Raw genomic sequence first — 19,888 nt, forward strand, 5'->3', positions numbered from 1 at the left:
AACCTCCTTACTCGACAGGTTGGGCTAATAGGCGAAGGACAGCGGTTTCAGGCTGTCGTCGTCGGTGACGGGCGAAGCGGGCTCGGTGTCGTGTTCAAGCGGACCTTCGATGGTGTATCGGCGGATGAGCCAGAACCACACCACCCCCAGCGCGCCGTAAAGCAGGGTGAACGTGATGAGGGACAGCCACACCGTCGCCGCGGAATGGTGGGAGACCGCCACGTCCACGGTAAGCCGGATCTGTTCCACCCCTGTGGGATTGGGGGCAACCACCCAGGGTTGTCGCCCCATCTCGGTGAACACCCACCCGGCGCTGTTCGCCAGGAAGGGCGTGGGAATGGCCAGGATCGAGAGCCAGGCGAACCAGCGCTGACTGGGGATCCGTCCGCGACGGGTGACCCACAGTCCGGCCAACGCCAGCACGGCTGATCCCGCTGCCAGACCGATCATCGCGCGAAAGGCCCAGTAGGTGACAAAGAGATTCGGGCGATAGTTGCGCGGCCCGAATTTCTGCTCGTATTCCTTCTGCAGGTCTTCCACGCCCTTGAGGGTGACGTCGGTGAACTTCCCTTCGGCCAGGAACGGCAGGACATAGGGCACCGAAATGGCATGTATGACGCTGGCGCAGTTGTTGTGGGTACCCACCGTTAACACCGAGAACTTGGGGTCTTTCTCGGTGTAACACAGGGATTCGGCCGAGGCCATTTTCATGGGCTGCTGCTGGAACATCAGCTTGCCCTGGACGTCCCCAGTGACCGCCAGCGCGACTCCGGACAGGATCATGACCGCACACGCGCCGATTGCGGCGGGCCGGTACATCGTGCGCGCATCCTCCAGAGTGCCGAGCTTGTGTGAGCGGACCATCCACCAACCGCAGATGCCGGCAACGAATGTTCCTGCGGTAAGCAAGGATCCGGCGACGGTGTGCGGGAATGCGGCCAGGGCCGTGTTGTTGGTAAGGAGCTCGGTGATGCTGGTCAGCTCGGCCCGGCCAGTCTCCGGGTTGTAGACGGCACCAACCGGGTGCTGCATGAACGAGTTCGCGGCGATGATGAAGAAGGCCGAGGCATTGACCCCGATCGCCACCATCCAGATACATCCCAGGTGCACCAGCTTGGGCAGGCGCGTCCATCCAAATATCCATAAACCCAGGAAGGTTGACTCCAAGAAGAAGGCCACGAGCCCTTCGAGAGCAAGCGGAGCGCCGAACACGTCACCCACGAAGCGGGAGTACTCGCTCCAGTTCATCCCAAACTGGAACTCCTGCACGATGCCGGTGGCCACACCCAACGCGAAGTTGATGAGAAACAGCTTGCCGAAGAAGCGGGTGAGCCGGTACCAGGCGTTGTTGCCGGTGACCACCCATGCCGTCTGCATGATGGCCAGAAGCGGTGCCAGTCCAATGGTCAACGGCACCAAGATGAAGTGGTACACGGTGGTGATGCCGAACTGCCATCGGGATACATCCAGGGCGTCCATCGCCACCTCCTACGACGCAGCGTAGTAGTAGTTGCTATCTGAGATCAACGCGATACGGGCCACATCTACTAATACGCCAGTGAGACGAACGCGGGGCGGTAAACGCGTGAACCCACAAGAAGGGCGACGTTAGGGGATCCGCCGGGGTGCGGCGTATGAGCGTAACGCCGGCGCAACAGGCGGGCCTAGCAGGAAGCCGTCGGTACTACCCGCATCGAGAGCCCGCCGGTACAGCTCGGCGGCGCCCCGGACGGCGTCGAGGGTCAACTCGATATCGGACGCGGTGTGTGCGGCGGATATCACAAAAGATTGCCCCAGCACACCACGGCGCAGAAGTTCCTGCAACAGCAATGCGCGATAGGCCTGTGACGGCTGCCCGTCTGGATCGAGGCTGGTAAAGGTGAGGCACGACGAGCGGCCAACGATCCGGATATATTGGCCCACACCGAGTTCCGTAGCGATCTCGGTGACGCCATCGGCGAGACTACGGCCCGCGGCCTCCATCGCGCGGACCGGGGCGTCGTCACGATAGGACCGGACCACCGCGCGAAACGCGGCCAGTCCCACCGCCTCCGGTCCATTGGTGGTGGACAACAGAAATGTCCGGGGATCGTCCGTCCGCAGGCCACCGCGCTCCATGTACTCCCGTTTTCCGGCAAGTGCGGCGATCGCAAAACCATTACCCATCGCCTTGCCCCAGCACGATAGATCCGGGGTCACCCCGTAGACCGCCTGGGCGCCCGCTCGGGACCACCGGAATCCGGTGATGATTTCGTCGAACACTAGGAGCGCGCCATGGTCGGTGCAGAGCGCCCGCACGGATTCCAGGTATCCGGGGTCGGGCTCGGCCGCCGCGCTGGCCGCCTCCATGATGACGCAGGCGATCTCGCCCGGATGCCGGTCGAAAAGTGTTGCCAGAGTGGTGAGATCGTTGTAGTTGAATCGGACTATGTCATTCGTCGCTGTTTTCGGGATGCCCGCGTTCATCTCGGTGGTGCCGATGAACCAGTCGTCGGTCGAGAAGAACGGCTGCTGGCAGGCCGCGACTACCGTACGTCCGGTCACGGCGCGGGCAAGACGGATGGCCGCGGTGGTCACGTCCGAGCCGTTCTTCGCGAACTTGACCATCTCGGCGGTCGGTACGGTGTGCAGGAAATCCTCGGCCGCCTCTGCTTCTAACACCGTTGGGCGGCTGAAGCTCACTCCCCGGTCCAGGGTTTGGCGAACGGACTCGACGACGGGACCATACGCGTGGCCGAGGGTTATGGCACGCAGCCCCATGCCGTATTCGACATAGGAATTGCCGTCGACATCCCACACGTGTGCACCGGATCCATGGGTCAGCACCGGCGCCATGCCCACGGGGTATTGGTCGGCGCCGCGCGCGTAGGTGTGTGCGCCTCCCGGCACCGTATCGTGAAGCCGGGCCTGCCATGCGTTCGACTGATCGAATCCCCGGTGCGTCACGTCGCTACTTCCTGGTCGCGTTGGATCAGCGCCCATGCCGCGCCCGCGAGCACGATCAGCAGCCACCGGATCATCGAAATTTGTTGGAAAGCGGATATATCCAGCACCGAGCCGACGACGGTGAGCGCGACGAGTCCGCCCAGTACGCCGTTGATCAACTCTGTGGTGGGTGCATCGTGGCAGCGATTGCGTGCGCCGGCGGCGTACATGATCGCCGTGATCATCAGGACGATCAGGGTCAACAAGCCCAAGATGCCGCCTTCGATGAGGCGGCTGAGGTATTCGTTGTCGAGAACTGGCTGCTCGGGCCCGAGCGGATACGTGAACGATCCTTGTCCCAGCCAGAAGTGCTCTGTCCAATGCGACATCACGTAATCGATGCCACGGGCGCGGGATTGCAGCGACGGATCGTCAGCGCTGCCCATGAAGGTACTGACGATCGCGTCGAAGACGCCGAGCCCGCTCACCGCGGCGACAGCCGCCGCGCTCACGGCGGCGCACGCCAGCCCGACGAGTCGGCGTACCGGCCAGCGCCACGACATCACGAGGATGGCCGCTGCCAATCCGATGAAGGCCGAACGAGAAACCGTCACCACGGAGCCCGCCATCACCATGATGGTCAGTGCGGCCCATGGCCAGGTCTTTCTGCCTGCAGCCTTGGCGCTGTACACGAGCGCCACCCCGACGGGGGCGATCGTGGTCAGCACCGCACTGAGCTCCAGGGCATGGGCTGCAGCACCCTGCGCGCGGACGACACCTTCACGGACAATCTCGTGCGCGACACCCGTATCGCCGAATTTCATGATGCCGGGAATCCGGATCATGGCCGCGACGTCGAGGCCGGTCGCGAACTGCACGAGAGCCAGGGCCGCCGTGATGGCACCGCCGATGACAAGCGCCTTCAACAAGATCTCGATGGTGCGCGCGGAGCTCTCGGGATGAGCGGCGAAGAGAAAGACGAAGCCGACGAGCGCGGTCACCGTCACCGCGAAGGCGGCGATGCCCTGTCCGGCCTGAATCAGCGCGAGGTGCGGCAGGACCCGCGTGGTCACGACATTGAACGACACCACCGTCGTCAGCAAGGAGGCAAGGAGAGCGATCGAAAGCCCTTGTGCGCCGAGGGTAAGACGACGCCCCGATAGCACCCAATAGGCACCCAGCGCGCCGGTGAGAACCAGTGCGACCTGGGCGGGGCTCAGTCCCTTCAACGCGTAGACCGCGTACACCTGCCGGGTGCTCAGCAGCACGATCAATGCCGCAGCCGTAAATATGACGGTATCCAGCCGGCGGCCGGACACCACGGCGCGTGGGCTATCGGTCCGAGGAAGGCTTGTCGTCACGCCAGCTACGGAAATCGGTGAGTCGGGGCGGGGTCCAGTTCAGCACTACTTGGGCAAGTGCCTCGTCGTCGATCTCGACGTTGTCCAGATCATCATCGATGATCACGGCCTTCTGCTTATTTGCCACTGCGTGACCATTGCCGCCCGCGTCCGCCTGCGCCGGCTCCTCGATCGGTGTGGCGGCGGCGGACGGCTCGTCCGTTGTGGGTGTGGTCGGAGTCTTCGCCGGGGCCTTGGTCTTGGTCGGAGCGGCGGCAGGTTTTTCTTTGCGACGACGTGCCGCAACCGCGTCATACACCAGGAGCCCGATGAGTCCCGCCAGCAGTGCGGCGACCGCCATGGAGCCTGCCGATTTGATCGCGCTGTTGGACATGACGACGGGTGCGGTGGGTTCTTGCAGAACCGTGAGGCTGGCCCAGTTCTCGGGTGAGACGGACGCGCCCACCTGGAGCTTCACCAGATTGTCGCGAGCAACGTCCAGGAGCGCCGCAGCACCTGCCTGGCAGTCGGATGTGGCGCTGCACAGCACCAGAATCGATACCTGAGGCGACGGCTGTTGATTGCTCGGTCCCAGGTCAATGGTGTTGGAGACCTTGTAGTCCACGCCCGGGGCGGCGGCCGCGATGGCGGCCTGCGCGGGCTGGCTGGACATCGATGTGGCGAGGATGCCGGCGAGCTGCGCCTTCTCCGGCGAGAGGTTCAGCATGGGGTTTGCGCCCAGGGTGTCACCGGTCGAGGAGTATGTGGGCGGCGGTATGACGACAGCTGAGGCCGTGGACGCGCGAACGGTGACTCCCGTGGTGTATCCATATGCACCCGCGCCGCACACCAACAGGGCCACCACGAGCAGCGCAATTCGCCGGTTCAAGATCCGCCTGACCAGGTCGTTGACGTTCACGGGCGCTCCGACTCTCGCTATCGTCCGGACTATTCGCAGCAGCCGCGCCGTCCCATAACCAGCGTTATTGGTCACGAGGATAACCCACACTTGCCCGCTGTATGGAATCAACGACGCTAGGCTGTCCGCCGTGTCGACAGAAGCACTGGGCTCGCCGGTGAGGGTGACGATCTCCCAGGTGACGGTGGATCTTTGCTCTGTCCGGGATGTCCTCGCCGCCGTGGCGCAGCGTGTCTCAGCGTCTGCTGATCGTCCGCTGGTGGTCGGCTCGGTGAACTTAGACCATCTGCATCACTTCGGCGCTGGGCGTGCGAATCCGGACTGCGCGGAGCTCGGGCCGCAGCTGGACTGGTTGATGCTTGCCGACGGGGCACCGATCGTCGCGCGTGCCCGCCTCAGGACGCGGCGGAGCTGGCCGCGGATTACCGGAGCCGACCTGTTGCCGCTGGTTCTCGACCAGGCGACGCGCACCGGTCAGCGCGTCGGATTCCTGGGTGGACTGCCGCAGATGCATGACCGGCTGCGCGCGGTGCTCGACGAACGCTATCCGGGCCTCGAGATCGCGGGTTGGTGGGCACCCGATCGCGTCGATCTCACCGACCCGGGTCGCAGCGCGGCCCTGGCGGGTGACATCGCCGCCGCCGGCACCGACGTGCTGGTGGTGGGGCTCGGAAAACCTTTGCAGGAGCTGTGGATTGCGGGTCATGGTGTGACCACCGGTGCCGCGGTGCTGCTGGCCTTCGGCGCATCCGCGGACTTTCTTGCCGGTGCCGTCACGCGGGCGCCGGAATGGATGCAGCGCTGCGGACTGGAGTGGTCCTATCGGTTGGGCCGTGAACCACGGCGCATGGCCCGGCGGTACCTGGTACAGGGGCCGGCGTCCGTCGTGCGGTTACGGAAGGCCACGGTCGGCCCCGCACGGTCCTGGCAGGCGTCGTAGCTAAACCCCATGGATAATGCTCGCAAAATGCTCAGCCATTCGTTCGGAGCTGAACTCCGCCCGCACCCGCTGTGCCCCCGCCTGTCCGAGGGCGCGGGCGCGGTCGGGATCGCACGCCAGCTCCGCAATGGCCCGGGCGAAGGCGTCGGGGTCGCCCGGTGGTACCAGAACGCCGTCGACGTTGTGCCGGACGTAATGCGCTATCCCTGGATTGTCCGTCATCACCACCGGGCGCCCGCTGGCCATAGCCTCCAGGGCGACCGTCAGGCCAGAGCCGGTAATCACATCGGGGCGTACCGCGATCGCCACCACAGTGGATCGGCGATACAGATCGCGCATTCGTCCGTAGAGACGCTCGGTATGCAGCGTGACCACCTCGGGCGGCGCGCTGACCGGCAGCGCGGTAGCCAACTCGAGTGTGAGGCCTGGGCAACGTTCACGGGCGGTCAGAACCGCCTGGACAAGGAGCGCGTGATCCCGGTGAACATCCTCGCCCGCGCTCACGACCAGGGGAGTGGCCGTGCTCGCCCAGGGTTGCACCCGATAGAAATCGGTATCGATACCCACGGGTGCGAAATGCAGCCGCGAATCGTCGACACCCCAGGCACGCGACAGCAGTTCGACCTGAGGGGGGGACTGCGAAAAAACCGCCGCGCTACGGGCCAGCGCGTGGCGCGCCAGTCCGCGATGAACGGGCGGAAAGTCTGCGGGCTCGGTGAGCCACCCCACTCCGGTCACCACCGGTGGGCTCATCCGGATGGACGCCGCGGCCGCCGCGGGTACGCCGGTGCGCTCGTCGTAACAGAAGACGACATCGCTCGCACGTCGTGCCGCCCTGTCGGCTACGACCTCCAGGATTTCCAGATCACCGGTGCGATAACGAATGTGACCGGCCACGCGCTCGAGGCGGCGCCCGAACGAGAACTCGCTGAATGTCGGCGTCACGCCGTAGTTGGCCAATCGATGCAGTCCGTACGGCGCCCGGTCCGGCACCTCATCGGCGCCGTTCCTGACCTCCCATTGCGAAGCCGAAACGCCGTGCGGCAAAGCCACATACGCGTGCAGTCGTCGTTGCATTGTTCCCATCCCGTGTCGGCGCAAGGTAGCACATGACGCCGGAGCGCACTGATGGATCACCTGTTACCGAGCCGGCATCTGGACGGCGCATTGCCAGTGCTATCGCATGGCAGCTGGGTGGCCGCATACTGGGGACGATCACGTCCATCGTCGCGATCGCGCTGACTACGCGTGCGCTGGGCCCGGAGTCCTACGGGCATCTCAATTCCGCGATCTTCTTCATCGGGCTGTGGACCAGCCTGACGGAGCTGGGTATCGGTGTGGTGATAGTCCGACGTGTCTCCGCGGGTTCCGGAAGCCTGGAGCGGTTGGTCGGTATCAATCTGGCCTTCTCACTCAGCTATTGCCTCCCGCTTGCCGCCGTGGCCGCCCTATCGGGCTGGCTGATCTACGCGGATCAGCCAGAAGTGCAGTCGATGCTGCTGATCGTCAGCGCGAGCCTCACCCTGACCACATTGTCGAGCTGCCTCAACCCGATATTCATGTCCTCGGTCCGGTTCTCCGCGGTGGCGCTGGCGGACACGCTATCGCGGGTAGCCATGCTCGTGATCACGATCATCCTGGTAACCGTTGGCGCGGCGCACGTTTGGTATGCGTTGCCCCAGGTGGCGGCACCGGCCACGCTGCTGGTGATACAAGCCATCGCGGCACATCGGATCACCCCGCTGCGAATCGTCGTGTCCGCGAAAGAGACCTGGGTCCTCGTACGCGAAAGCCTGCCGCAGACAATGGTGCTCATCATCGGCGTCCTCTACTGGCGCATCGATGGCGTGATACTCAGTCTCTTGAGCACACCCGCAGAGGTCGGCCGCTATGGCCTGGCGTACCAGACCGCGTTCACCCTGTCGCTGGTGGGGAACTTCTTCTTGGGCGCCACCCTGTCCACGATGACGGGACTGTTCGCGTCCTCGCGTGAGCGCTTCGCGGCGTTCATCGAGCGTTCCATGGGATTGATGCTGGCCATCGCGGTTCCGGTCGCGGTCGTCGGCTTCTTCGTGGGCCGCGATCTGGTCGCGCTCCTGGGTACCGAACAGTTCGTGGACAAATCGAACCTGGTGATGCCGTTGCTCCTGGTCGCGGTCGGCTTGACCTTCCTGACCGGCACCGTCAGTCAGGCTCTGTTCGCGGCGCATCATCAATCGTTTCTGCTGCGCCTCAATGTCTTCAATCTCGCCGGCAACATCGTTCTCAACGTTGCCCTCATCCCTCACCTGGGCTCTCTGGGTGCGGCTATCGCGCTGGTGACCAGCGAGGTAGTGGGTTTGGTTGCCGCCACCATCAGGCTGAGCACCTGTACGGCCTATCGCACGCCGTGGATGTTCTTGCTGCGGTTGGCCATACCAACGGCGGCGGCAGTGGGCACGCTCCTGCTTGCCGCGCAGTGGATGCACGAGTTGATCGCCGCCGCCATCGCCGCCGGGGTGTATGTGGTGGTGACCCTGTGGGCGGGCCCCGTACACCTGCGAGATGTTCGGGAAATGCTCCGCAAGGAGCCCTCTGATGGGTGATCGCCATGGCTAGGAAAAGGCACAAGGAGCTCAACCGGGCCTACTTGCCGGCCCCTCGGGCCGGTGAGGTACACGGGGGGATCGCGGTATGCATCGTGGCGTACCGCCGACCGGATCTGCTCGAGGACTGCCTGCGGTCCTGTCACGAACATCTCGGCGATCTGCCGGTGCACGTGTGGGATAACTCCGGACCGGACTACCCGGGGATGGAGGCGGTTCGGGCGACCTACCCGGACGTGCACTGGCACGGCACGGGACACAATCTCGGATTTGCCTCCGCGGTGAACAGATTGGCCGACTTCGCGCCGGGCGCACATCTGCTGCTACTGAACCCCGATGCGATTGTGACGGGGCCGCTCACGCAGACCCGTGCCCGGGTCGCGATCGATGCGGGGGTGGCCGCGGCCGCGCCGCCGATAGCCCCCGCCATCCCCCTTCCCGGCGAGTCCCCGTGGGATAACGGCCATCGCGCACCCAACTTGCTGCGGGCGCTGGTGTCACGCGCGGGTTATGCGCCGGCCTGGCGCGGCCGCGCCATCTCGGAGCTGTACGGGACGCGCCCCACCGAGGTGGACGGATATCTCACGGGCGCCTGCCTCATGGTCAACCGGCGGGCCTGGAATGAGATTGGCGGCTTCGATGAGGAGTTCTTCCTCTATGGCGAGGAAGCCGACTGGCAGCTCCGTGCGCGGTCAGCGGGATGGCGGCTGGTTCTTGTCGATGAGCCCGGCGTCACGCACAGCGCCAAGGGGACCGTCGCCGGAGATCGGCAGCGCAGCATCCGCTCCGATGATCTGCTGAGGGCCAATATTGCGCTGACACTTGAACATTCGAAGGGAGCGCGCACGGCCGATCTTTATCTGGCCGGGACATCCGTGCTGGACCGGGTGCAGCCCGGGGCCCGGCGCGCGCGCATGACGCGGATCAGAACCGGCGCGGCGCGCCCGCAAGTAATCTTGACCACGAATCGGCTGGTGTATGGGGGAGCCGAACGCCAGCACGTATTGCTGGCCACCGAATTGGACCGGCGTGGCTACTCGGTAACCATCGCGTGCATGCAGCGGCTCGGTCCGTTGGTGGCCGAGATCCCGCCGACTGTGCGTGTGGTGCGCCAGCCCTGGTGGTGTCCCACCTTTGAGACCGCCCCCGGACCCGCGGTCCTGGTGTCGGGAGACACCAACACCGAGACCGGATCCGCGACGCTCTGGCGCGCGGCCGGACGGCATCGCAAATGGCTTGTGGCGGCGCATATCCCGCCCACGTTGGAGACCGGTACATACTCGGCGCCACTCGCAACGGCGATGAGCCGGGCCGATGGCTTTATCGCACTATCGCGCAGACACTGGGATGAGGTGTCGGCGCATCAACGGGTAGGTACACGTTTCTTCACCGCCCCCAATGGCGTTGTCCGCCGTCGCGACCTTCCCGAGAGCGCGCCCGGGCGCAGAACACCGAGCGGCCCGTTGCATTTCGTGATGCTGTCCCGCATTGTCGAACACAAGAATCCGCATCTGCTGGTGGAGGCGCTGGCCGGACTCGCCGAATATGATTGGCAGCTATCCATTTTCGGAGACGGACCCGACCGCGAACGGCTGGAAGCGCTCACTCCTGAGGCAGTGCGCGACCGTGTGCAGTGGCGGGGTTGGTCTCCGGGACCTGAGCATGCGCTGGCTGATTGCGATGTGCTGTGCGTGCCCAGCCGAAGCGAGGCCTTTCCGCTGGTGATCCTCGAAGCGATGGCACGCGCCGTACCGGTTATCGGCTCTGCGGTGTGCTCGGTCCCCGACATGCTCGACGAGGGCAGCGGCGTGGTGGTCGACCCCATCGATGTAGCGTCGTGGCGCGCCGCACTCAGGAACGTCCTTGCCGCTCCCGAGCGTTTGACAAGCTTGGGACGCAACGGCTTTGCCCGAATGCGCGACCTGTACACGATCGAGACGATGGCTGACTCGTACGAGCAGGCCTTTACCGCGGTGTTCAAGGACTGAGGCTAGATGAGAATTCTCTGGCTGTCGCCGTGGATGCGCCCGCTGGCACGCGTGCACGCCGCGGCCCTGCGCGCTCAGGGCGCGTCGGTGCTGTTGGTGACCTCCGATCAGCACCCGGAGTCCGGTCCGGCACGGGACTATGAGCTGGTGCTGGAGCCCTCGCTCAAGGATCCTGTCGGATGGGCATCGTGGGTCCGCGCCGTGCCGAAAGTCAGGGCGTTCCGGCCCGACGTGGTGATCACCGAACTAGTCCGCGATCCCCGTTGGCAGATGTTCGGCGCAGGACGGCCGCGCCTGTTGCTCGTCCATGACGATCGTCCGCACGACGCCTCCGAGGAGGTGTCGCGATGGCGGCGTGGGGTGTTTCGGCGGTGGGAGGCGAACGCGGCGCATCGCGTGGCATTCAGCGACTATGTGGCGCGGCACATCACCGCGCACGCTTCATCCCCGGTCGCGGTGGTTCCGCTGACGAGTGATCTTGATCCGCACCGTGTACCGCCCTTTGTTCATGCGGACGGACGTCGGGACTTCGTTCTGATCGGGCGGCTCAACGGATACAAGAACGTTGACCTCATCCTGCGTGCGTGGGAGGCCCATGTCGCGGGTCCGGCCTGGCGCGGCGACCATCTGGTGCTGATCGGTGACGGCGACATCAGGGGCGCCCTACCGGAATCGGTGCAGTGGATCCGTGGTCCATACAGCTACAGCGAAGTGTTGCAACCACTGTCAGGGGCCAAGGCCTCGGTTGTGCACTATCGGCAGGCCTCCCAGAGCGGCGTGCAGACGCTCTCCATGCAGCTGGGGGTCAATGTCATCGTCTCCACCGAGGGCGCATTGGCCGAATTTCAGCCGCCCGGCGAGGTCGCCTTGGGTCGTGATGACGCCTCCGGTCTCACCGCGGCGTTCGACCGGCACGCCGATCCCGTGGTTGCCGCAGGCCTCGGCGGGGCGGCGCGGGAGCATTACGCGCGGAACTTCACCGCAGATCACGCCGCGGCCAGGCTCTTAGCGATCTGCGAGCGACTTCCATATCCGCACTAGCTGCGCTTCCCAGTCGGCGATGTCCAGACCGCGCACCGTCTCACGCCCGGCGGCCGCCAGTCTGCGACGCTCCTGTTGATCTGTGGTCAGCCGACTAAGGGCCGCGGCCAGGGCATCGATATCGCCGGGCGCCACCAGCAGGCCGTTCTCTCCATCGCGCACGACCTCGGCAATGGATCCGACCGGCGAGGTGATCACGGCGACTGCCGAGGCCATGGCCTCCAACAGCGCCATCGGCAGGCCCTCCGCATAGCTCGGGAGTACGAAGATATCTGCACCACTGAGCAATTCGGCGCCCGCCGCCGCATCGAGCCAGCCGTGCACGGTGATCACATCCGCGACATCCGCCGAAGCGACCGCGGCGCGCGCCTGTTTCACTTCACCATCGCCGGCAAGGTGGATGTGCAGTGCTGCGCGAATCTCCGGTGCCAGTAAAGGCGCAGCCCGGATGACGTCGTAGGTGCCCTTGCGGTGACCGAGCCTGCCCAGGCTTACCGCCGTCAGGATCTCGCCGCGGGTAGACGCGGTCTGTTCGGGGATGTGCACCGGATTGCGCAGTACTGACACCCGCGAAGGATCGAGTTTCAGACACGCGGTGTACTCATCGGCCAGGTCGCGCCCCAGGATGATCCACCGGTCGGCGCGTAATCCCCATCGCACACCACCTCGCACCGCGCCTCGCTGCTCGCGGTACCACCCGGCGAAGTCGAAGCTGTGGGCATGAATGAGTGCCGGTATCCCACGGACACGTGCGGCCCACAGGGGCATGGCTTTGCGGGCCACACTGCCGCCATGGCCGAGATGGACGTGAAGGATGTCGACGCGCCCCGTGAGGACCAACCATGACGACACGATCATTCCGCTGATGCCGACCCACAACCAACGCCACCGCGCAGCATCCACATAGGTGGGCACCACCCGCACCGCCACTGCCGGGTCAGTCAATGCCGCCATATGCGCCATGACGGTTGCCATGCCTCCGCGGCTCTCGGGACTTGCCGGGGCCGGACCGATGGCCAGGACGCGCACGGGCGCGGGTGCTGGATCGGTGCGGGGCACGGGCCAAGTGTAGAGCTCAACAGGTAGGTATCGTTCCCCGCTGTGACCGGTGCGGCAGTGGAGTGGGACCGCCGTCCGCAGCGGCTGTCCACGGTGGTGCTCATCGTGTTGTTCCTGATAGCTGCGATGGCACTGGCACGCGACTCCAGCAAGTTTGACTACCCGGTCGCCGCGGACGCCGCGGCGCCTCGGCTCGATACCGGCCCGCTCGTGCCGAACGCTCTTGATGTGCAGTGGTGGGTACACGATCACCCGGATGATCCGCGGGCGGCGGCAATCGGGGATCGGATCGCCCGGTATCCGATCGCGATGTGGGCGACCGGCAACGGTGAGGACGACAGCCGAAACATCGGCGACATCGTCACCCGGGCACGAGATGCCGACGGCACCGCGCAATTGGTGCTGTACAACATCCCGGATCGTGACGACGGCTTCTCGGGACCTCAGCACGCTGTCACGCCAGGGGTGTATCGGGCCTGGGTCGACCGGGTGTCCGCGCTCGTGGGGGACACCCGGCTGGTGCTGATCGTCGAGCCGGATGCCTTGTGGTTCGCCGATCGACAATCACTGGAGGGCACTGATTTTGACGAACGAGTCGGTTCGCTGAGGTATGTGGTGGATACGTTCTCGGCGCGCAACGCCAACACGCGCGTCTACGTCGACGCCGGAACCTCGTCGGGTTCGGTGACTCCCGAGCGGATGGCGGCCCTGCTCGTGAAGGTCGGCATCTCCGATCGCGTGGGGTACGCGGTCAACGTCTCATCCTTCGCCCCGACGTCCGAGATCACGGCGTACGCCCAGCGGATCAGGGCGGCACTGCAACAGTGGTTCGATGTCCCCGATCCACGCTATGTCGTCGACACCTCGCAGAACGGCAACCCGGCCTGGAATTTCGACTGGTGCAACCCGGCCGGCCGCATCCTCGGGACACCGCCCGCGGTGCTGGGGCGCCCCGACGGTCTCGACATGAACCTCTGGATTCTCGCGCCGGGCAGCTCGAACGGCCGCTGTGGCGCCGCCCCCGACGCACCCGGGGGACAGTTCAGTCCGGCGCTCGCGACTGCGTTACTGCGTTAACACAGCCCGGTCATCCAACGGCCTTCCAGCTCCGGAAAGCGCAGGCGTACCTCCGCATACAGATCCGGCAGGGTCAGCAGCACGTGGGCCGGATCGGCGGTCACCAGATCGGCGGGTGACACGATCGGAATATCGGTTCCGGGCATACGGCGCCCCTGTTTGGCGGGAGACGCATCGGCGACCGCCACCACCGATTTCGTGGTCAATCCTGCCCGGTGAAACAGCGCCACCGCCCGGGACGGTGCCCCATACGCATATACCGTCTGTCCGGAGGCACGCCGCTCGTCAAGCCAGTGGGTGAGGCGCTGCACCTGCTCGTCCACTTCATGCTGCAACTGGACGAAGCCGCCCGAATTCTCAGCGTCCTGTGCCTGCTCCTGCTCAAGGATCTGCTCCACGGAAGGCGGGGCCGGGTGCTCACCATGCCGCGCCGCCACCAGCAGGGTGCCGCCGTACAAGTCGAACTCCCATACCGCCACCACGGACATGCCCACATCGGCGAGCATCCGGCGCAGCACGGTCAGGGAGTAGTACGCAAAATGTCCGTGCCGCAGCGAGTTCCACTGACCCGACCTCAAGATCGTCGCTATCGAATGGAATTGAAGAAGCAGCACGCCCTCGACGCTGGTGCGGCGGGCGCGCATACCGATCGCGTCGGCCTGATCCCGGTCATGCATCATGCCAAAGCTGTCCAGCACCAGGTCTGCGGGCTCAGCGGATGCGATCTCAAAACCCTTGGGAACAAGGAGGTCCAGCCAGCTGCCACCATGAGGACTGGTGAACTCGTGCACGGTGCGTCCGGTGAGGAGCCCGGCGGCCTCCACTCGGTCGACCGCATCGGCAGCCTGGTCCCGCAGGGCTTGGGGCTCCACGGCCCGTGGCTCCTCGGTGTCGGTGTCGTCGATCTCGAGCTGTGCGAGCGCACAGTCCGTGCATAGCATCATCGCCAGCGGATGGAGAGCGTCCTGCGCGGGTGCACTGGAAGCGGCGGGGAAGTGATCGGCCGCGGGTACGGCGCCCAGGTCCAACACCCGGCGCAGCCGCTGGCCCCGACAATAACGACACCTCATCACCGTTGGCGCCACAATCTTTCCGCGGTACGGCAGTATGGCGGAGTGCGCATCCACACCACCGAAATCGACGGCGTACTGCTGATGGAGCCCACGCCACACCAGGACGATCGCGGGTTCTTCACCCGGACGTTCGACGCTACGACTTTCGACGAGTACCACCTTGCGACCGGTGCGGCGGTGCGGGCCTCCGGCTTTCTGCAGGATTCCCAATCACGTTCGCACCAGGGCGTATTGCGCGGTCTACATGGACGTTCCGGCAAGGGGGAAAGTAAGCTCATCCGCTGCGCGCGCGGCGCCGTCTTCGATGTGCTGGTCGACGCGCGCCCCCAGTCACCGACCTTCGGGCGCTGGCAGAGCTTCACTCTCGACGATTCCACCTTCAGGCACCTATTCGTCCCGGCCGGCATATTGCATGGCCATCAGGCGCTGACAGAGTGGGCCGACCTCTGCTATCGCATCGACCGGCCGCACGACCCCGCCGAGGATGTCTCGGTCGCCCATGACGATCCCCAGCTCGGCATCGACTGGCCGCTTCCGGTCACCGCCATCAGCGCCAAGGATGCTGCCGCCGGCAGTTGGGCCGCGTTGACCGGACGCTGACCGGCTCACCGGGCGACCGGTCGCAGAGTGTCGTCCACTGCTCCCGATTCGCGCAGACTCTTCAGATGGGCGAGCCGCGTGAAGGATTGGCGGAACATCGATTCGGTGAGGTTGCCGGCCACGCACTGCTCGTAGAGCTCTCGAGCTCCCGCCTCGATCGACCATTGCGCGTGGTAACCGGGCAGTGCGGCCCGGATCGCGGAGAAGTCGACGCGATAGGAGCGAGGATCTGCGCCCGTCTCGCCCGTGATGGTCAGGATCGAGTTGGGTACGGCGGAGACGGCCGCCGCTGCGATCTGTGCGACCGTCTGGTTGTTCTCCTCGGTGCCGACGTTGAACGCCGCACAGTGAATCACGTCCGCAGGTGCCGTGAGGCACTCGAGGAACGCGGAGCCGATATCGCGGGCGTGTACCAAAGGGCGCCAGGGTGTTCCGTCGGAGAGTACCCGGACCTCACCGGTGATCACGGCGTTGCCGACGAGGTTGTTCAGCACGATATCGGCGCGAAGCCTGGGTGAGTATCCGAATGCTGTGGCATTGCGCAGGAACACCGGGGAGAAACCGGAGTCGGCGATCGCCGCGACATCGTCCTCGACGCGAACCTTGCTCTCCGCGTACGGAGTCAAGGGTTTCAGGGGAGCGTTCTCGGTGACCAGATCATCGCCTGCCGACCCGTACACCGAACACGTCGAGGCATAGAGGTAGCGGCCCACTCCGGCGTCCTTGGCCAGCTGTGCCAGCCGCACAGAGGCGTGATGATTGATGTCGTAGGTAAGATCCGGCGCCAGCGCGCCGAGCGGATCGTTCGAGAGCGCTGCCAAGTGGATCACCGCATCGAAGCCGGCCAGTTGATCGACCGTGACATCGCGAAGGTCGACCGCAATGGACGGCGATTCCACGAGCGCCGGGCCCAGCACACAATCGGCGAATAGTCCTGAATCCAGACCAACCACGTCGTGACCGGCCTCGGCCGCCATCTGCGACATCACGGTACCGAGATAGCCCTGATGACCGGTGATGAGAACCTTCACTGCGCTGCTCCTAGCGAGATCGTGGCCTTCTCCAATACAAATGCTTCGGCATACCGGTGGCGGCACTGCACACCGCGCACGCGTGCCAAGGCGAGAAATGTCTCGTGGTCAAACCAATCATGCGGTCGCTGCGATGGATAGTGCGTGTAGATGAGATCGGCCTTGCTGCGCGCGATCTCATCGCTGAGCGGCTGAAACACCGTTGGTGTCGGGGTGTCGGTCTCCCACTTGACGATCTCATAGCCGAGGATCAGATGATCGCGAAATTCGGTGGGTGCCAGGGTCGCCAGCAGCCGGTGGTCCTGATGGGCGTCGTGGCGCTGCGGAGCAAAGACCACCGAGGCCGCGGACTCACGGCGAAAGGCCGCCAGTGCGTCCTTGATCTGGTTCCAATGCGCGGGGGCTCGTCCGTCGGGGAAGTCGAGTACATCGACAGCCACTTCCGCGCCGGGACACAGCGCCGCCAGCGCGGCCCGCTCCTCGGACTCCCGCTCGGTTCCACCGCCGGTCAGTGCGAGGGCCCGCACGCGCAAGCCGGGCCGGCGGGTGGCCATGGTCAGCAGCGTGCCGCCCATACCGATCGCGATATCGTCGCAATGCGCTGCCAGGAGCGCGATTTCATCAACAGATCCGGTGCTGAGTTCAATCACGTGGTGGCGGGCTCCTGCTCCCAGACCATCCACGGGCGCACGCCCTTGCGATAACCCTCGTCGAGCTCGGCACGTTCCTTGAAGGTGTCGGCCGGCTTCCAGAACCCGCTGAACTTGTAGCCGAACATCCTGCCCTCTTTCGCCAGCGACCCGCAGGCATCCTCGACCAGGTCGCCGCCTGCGGGCAGATAGTCGAAGACATCCTGGGAGAGGACGAAGTAGCCACCGTTCTCCCACATGTCGAGCTTGGAGACCGCGGTGATATCGGTGATGGATCCACCCTCGTTCACATCCACGGTGTGGAAGGACGATTGCGGCGGAACCAGCAGCATGGACGCGGCAGCTCCGGAATCCTGGAACTTGGCCACCAGATCATCAAGGGGAGCGTTGGTGAGAACGTCGGCGTAGTTGGCTAGGAAGTAGCGATCGTCGCCGAGGTGGTGGCGGACGCGTCGAAGCCGTTCACCGATGGGCGATTCGGCGCCGGTGTCGGCGAAGGTAATCGTCCAATCCGCGATATCCGATTTCAACAGCCGCACCTGACCTTCGGCCAGGACGAAATCGTTGGACTGTGCCTCGTTGTAGCCCAGAAAGAAGTCCTTGATGGCTTCGGCACCGTAACCCAGACACAGGATGAATTCTTTATGCCCGTGGTACGCATAGTATTTCATCACGTGCCAGATGAGCGGCCGCGGGCCGACCATCTGGAGGGGCTTGGGGATCACATCGCCTGCGTCATTGCGCATGCGCATTCCGAAGCCGCCGCAGAAAAGCACGACCTTCATACCGATGCTCCTTCGGGCTCAACGTGCGGTTCCACGACATGCAGCCGGGGCAGGGGATAGACAAGCTTTCCGCCCCATTCGCCGACATGTCGCAATTGATTGGTGATTTCGGCTTCCAGGTTCCATGGGAGCACAAGCACCACATCGGGTTTGTCTTCGTCGATACGCTCGGGGGAGTACACCGGGATCCGGGTGCCAGGACTGAACATGCCCTGTTTATAAGGATTCCGGTCGACGGTATAGGCAAGAAGGTCGGTGCGGATGCCGCAGTAGTTCAGCAGGGTATTGCCCTTGCCGGGTGCACCGTAGCCGACGACGGTCTTGCCTTCGGCCTTACAGGTAAGGAGAAACTGCAGGAGTTCCAAGCGGATTCGTTCGGTCGTCGCACGGAATCGTTCATAGCCAGACAGTTCGTGCAGACCCGCCCGCCGTTCCAGCTCCAAGACCTCGGCCACCGATGGTGCGATCTCGGGCCGGCACTCGCGAGGGCGTGCCCAGACCCTTATCGAACCACCGTGCGTATCAAGGAGTTCAACATCAACCACTTCGAGATCGCCTACAGCAAGCGCTCTTTGGGCCGCCAGCACGGTGTAGTACTGGAAGTGCTCATGGTAGATCGTGTCGAACTGGCCGAGCTCGATGAGGTTGAGTGCGTGATGTACCTCGATACTCACCCAGCCGTCATCGGCGACCAGCCCGCGCAGGGCACGTGTGAACCCGCGTAGATCGGGGATGTGTGCGTACACGTTATTCGCGGCGACCAGGCGGGCGGGACCGTATTCCGCGCGGACGCGGGCCGCGGTGTCCTCGTCGAGGAAGGCCGTCAGCGTCGGAACGCCCTTGTCACGCGCGGCGTGCCCGACATTCACCGAGGGCTCGATACCGAGGCAGCGGATTCCCTCGGTGACCGCGTGCTGAAGGAGGTAGCCGTCGTTGCTGGCCACCTCGACAACGAAGTCTTCGGCGCGCTCAGGAGAAAGTCCCAGTCGTGCGACGGCGTTGGTGACATAGGAGCGCGCATGGTCGACCCAGCTGTCCGAGTACGACGAAAAATACGCGTACTCGGTGAAGTTGTCTTCGGGGCTAATGAGGGCGGGAATTTGCAGCAACATGCAATCCCGGCACAGCCTCAGGTGCAGAGGATAGGTGGGCTCCGGTAGATCCAGCTCGTCGGCGTGCAGAAACTTCTGGCAGGGTGGCGTGGCACCCAGATCGACGACGCTGAGCAGCTCCGTCGAGTCGCATAGGCGGCAGCGCACCGGTCCCTCCTTAGCCAGCTATGTGGAGTACGGATGTCTCCAGACCCGGCGATAGGGTACCCGGTTCCCGGCGCTACTGCGACCAGCGGTTCGCAATCAGGTTGAACCCGATGTCCTTGGTGTTTTGCATGGCCTCGTAGAGGCGGTAATAGGAGATGTAGCTGATCCGCCATGTCCCGTCCGCGTCACGGCGGTAGCGGTCGGTGTAGTACGAGGTCCCGGTGATGAGGACGCTGTGCGCCGGCACGATGACGACATCACTCATGGCCCAGCTGCCGGTCGCGGTGTCACCGTCGACCTGGATCTCCGGATGACTCATGGTGTGCACGCTGGTGATATCGGTCGTCAGCGATGACCGCATGTAGTCGACAACACCTGTGCGCGAGGTGAACTCGAGGGGTGCACCGTGTACCGCGGTCCCGTACGTCGCCTGAACATCCTCGGTGAGTGTGTCAGCGAACTCGTCCCATAACTTGTTGTCCAGGGTGCGGGCATAGCGGTATTTGAGCTCGGTGATCTCGTGGATGTCGACGAGTGTGGCGAGGGTCATGATTGCCAGTATTAGCACGCGACGAGGTATCGCGTGCGGCATCGGCGGGGGTTAGACATGGTGTGC

The 19,888-nt window shown here is 64.7% G+C and carries 18 protein-coding genes; 6 read left to right on the top strand and 12 right to left on the bottom strand.

Going from position 1 to position 19,888, the window contains the following annotated elements; translation table 11 throughout:
• Positions 1 to 24: 24 nt before the first annotated feature.
• From AC5Y5C_RS09180 to AC5Y5C_RS09195, 4 genes are all read right to left on the bottom strand, one after another.
• A complete protein-coding gene (locus tag AC5Y5C_RS09180; protein WP_499971131.1) occupies positions 25 to 1,479 on the bottom strand; it encodes a cytochrome ubiquinol oxidase subunit I in 1,455 nt (484 codons plus the stop codon).
• A 129-nt stretch (positions 1,480 to 1,608) separates the two neighbouring features.
• On the bottom strand, positions 1,609 to 2,982 hold the full coding sequence (locus AC5Y5C_RS09185) for a glutamate-1-semialdehyde 2,1-aminomutase (RefSeq protein ID WP_499971832.1): 1,374 nt from the start codon (positions 2,980 to 2,982) through the stop codon (positions 1,609 to 1,611).
• A complete protein-coding gene (locus AC5Y5C_RS09190) occupies positions 2,943 to 4,286 on the bottom strand; it encodes an O-antigen ligase family protein (protein ID WP_499971133.1) in 1,344 nt (447 codons plus the stop codon). Before AC5Y5C_RS09190 ends, AC5Y5C_RS09185 begins: the two co-directional genes overlap by 40 nt.
• Positions 4,258 to 5,184: a hypothetical protein gene (locus AC5Y5C_RS09195; protein WP_499971134.1), complete on the bottom strand. Its 927-nt coding sequence runs from the start codon at positions 5,182 to 5,184 to the stop codon at positions 4,258 to 4,260. The genes AC5Y5C_RS09190 and AC5Y5C_RS09195 overlap by 29 nt, the downstream gene beginning before the upstream one ends.
• Positions 5,185 to 5,314: 130 nt before the next feature.
• Between AC5Y5C_RS09195 and AC5Y5C_RS09200 the strand changes: the two genes are divergently transcribed.
• Positions 5,315 to 6,124, top strand: a complete 810-nt coding sequence (locus AC5Y5C_RS09200; RefSeq protein ID WP_499971135.1) for a WecB/TagA/CpsF family glycosyltransferase — start codon at positions 5,315 to 5,317, stop codon at positions 6,122 to 6,124.
• Here AC5Y5C_RS09200 and AC5Y5C_RS09205 read toward each other — a convergent pair whose 3' ends face one another.
• Positions 6,125 to 7,201, bottom strand: coding sequence for a glycosyltransferase family 4 protein (locus AC5Y5C_RS09205; RefSeq protein WP_134087506.1), 1,077 nt, complete (start codon positions 7,199 to 7,201; stop codon positions 6,125 to 6,127). It lies immediately after the preceding gene.
• Between the two features lie 32 nt (positions 7,202 to 7,233).
• Between AC5Y5C_RS09205 and AC5Y5C_RS09210 the strand changes: the two genes are divergently transcribed.
• Genes AC5Y5C_RS09210 through AC5Y5C_RS09220 form a run of 3 tightly spaced genes read left to right on the top strand, consistent with a single transcriptional unit; the run spans position 7,234 to position 11,738 of the window.
• Positions 7,234 to 8,709: a flippase gene (locus tag AC5Y5C_RS09210; RefSeq protein WP_499971138.1), complete on the top strand. Its 1,476-nt coding sequence runs from the start codon at positions 7,234 to 7,236 to the stop codon at positions 8,707 to 8,709.
• Between the two features lie 5 nt (positions 8,710 to 8,714).
• Complete coding sequence (locus AC5Y5C_RS09215) at positions 8,715 to 10,697, top strand: glycosyltransferase (RefSeq protein WP_499971140.1); 1,983 nt, start codon at positions 8,715 to 8,717, stop codon at positions 10,695 to 10,697.
• Between the two features lie 12 nt (positions 10,698 to 10,709).
• Positions 10,710 to 11,738, top strand: a complete 1,029-nt coding sequence (locus AC5Y5C_RS09220; protein ID WP_499971834.1) for a glycosyltransferase family 4 protein — start codon at positions 10,710 to 10,712, stop codon at positions 11,736 to 11,738.
• Here the strand turns inward: AC5Y5C_RS09220 and AC5Y5C_RS09225 are convergent.
• Complete coding sequence (locus AC5Y5C_RS09225) at positions 11,703 to 12,797, bottom strand: glycosyltransferase family 4 protein (RefSeq protein ID WP_499971142.1); 1,095 nt, start codon at positions 12,795 to 12,797, stop codon at positions 11,703 to 11,705. The genes AC5Y5C_RS09220 and AC5Y5C_RS09225 overlap by 36 nt on opposite strands.
• Positions 12,798 to 12,839: 42 nt before the next feature.
• Between AC5Y5C_RS09225 and AC5Y5C_RS09230 the strand changes: the two genes are divergently transcribed.
• Positions 12,840 to 13,874 (top strand): glycoside hydrolase family 6 protein, encoded by a 1,035-nt coding sequence (locus AC5Y5C_RS09230; RefSeq protein WP_499971144.1) that lies wholly within the window; start codon positions 12,840 to 12,842, stop codon positions 13,872 to 13,874.
• On the opposite strand, the gene AC5Y5C_RS09235 is transcribed toward AC5Y5C_RS09230, so the two are convergent.
• Positions 13,871 to 14,944, bottom strand: coding sequence for a class I SAM-dependent methyltransferase (locus AC5Y5C_RS09235; RefSeq protein WP_499971146.1), 1,074 nt, complete (start codon positions 14,942 to 14,944; stop codon positions 13,871 to 13,873). The genes AC5Y5C_RS09230 and AC5Y5C_RS09235 overlap by 4 nt on opposite strands.
• Before the next feature lie 45 nt (positions 14,945 to 14,989).
• Between AC5Y5C_RS09235 and AC5Y5C_RS09240 the strand changes: the two genes are divergently transcribed.
• Positions 14,990 to 15,547, top strand: coding sequence for a dTDP-4-dehydrorhamnose 3,5-epimerase family protein (locus AC5Y5C_RS09240; RefSeq protein WP_499971148.1), 558 nt, complete (start codon positions 14,990 to 14,992; stop codon positions 15,545 to 15,547).
• A 5-nt stretch (positions 15,548 to 15,552) separates the two neighbouring features.
• On the opposite strand, the gene AC5Y5C_RS09245 is transcribed toward AC5Y5C_RS09240, so the two are convergent.
• The 5 genes from AC5Y5C_RS09245 to AC5Y5C_RS09265 all read right to left on the bottom strand — a co-directional run bounded on the left by AC5Y5C_RS09245 (position 15,553) and on the right by AC5Y5C_RS09265 (position 19,822).
• Positions 15,553 to 16,578 carry an NAD-dependent epimerase/dehydratase family protein gene (locus AC5Y5C_RS09245; RefSeq protein ID WP_499971150.1) on the bottom strand — a complete coding sequence of 342 codons (1,026 nt, stop codon included), beginning with the start codon at positions 16,576 to 16,578 and terminating at the stop codon, positions 15,553 to 15,555.
• Positions 16,575 to 17,228, bottom strand: a complete 654-nt coding sequence (locus tag AC5Y5C_RS09250; RefSeq protein WP_499971152.1) for a PIG-L deacetylase family protein — start codon at positions 17,226 to 17,228, stop codon at positions 16,575 to 16,577. Before AC5Y5C_RS09250 ends, AC5Y5C_RS09245 begins: the two co-directional genes overlap by 4 nt.
• Positions 17,225 to 18,013 carry a glycosyltransferase family protein gene (locus AC5Y5C_RS09255; protein ID WP_078326948.1) on the bottom strand — a complete coding sequence of 263 codons (789 nt, stop codon included), beginning with the start codon at positions 18,011 to 18,013 and terminating at the stop codon, positions 17,225 to 17,227. The genes AC5Y5C_RS09250 and AC5Y5C_RS09255 overlap by 4 nt, the downstream gene beginning before the upstream one ends.
• Entirely contained in the window at positions 18,010 to 19,272 is a 1,263-nt protein-coding gene (locus AC5Y5C_RS09260; RefSeq protein WP_499971155.1) for a methyltransferase domain-containing protein, read from the bottom strand. Before AC5Y5C_RS09260 ends, AC5Y5C_RS09255 begins: the two co-directional genes overlap by 4 nt.
• A gap of 73 nt (positions 19,273 to 19,345) precedes the next feature.
• Complete coding sequence (locus tag AC5Y5C_RS09265) at positions 19,346 to 19,822, bottom strand: nuclear transport factor 2 family protein (RefSeq protein WP_499971157.1); 477 nt, start codon at positions 19,820 to 19,822, stop codon at positions 19,346 to 19,348.
• Between the last annotated feature and the right edge of the window lie 66 nt (positions 19,823 to 19,888).

Source organism: Mycobacterium sp. NGS15, assembly GCF_059813245.1.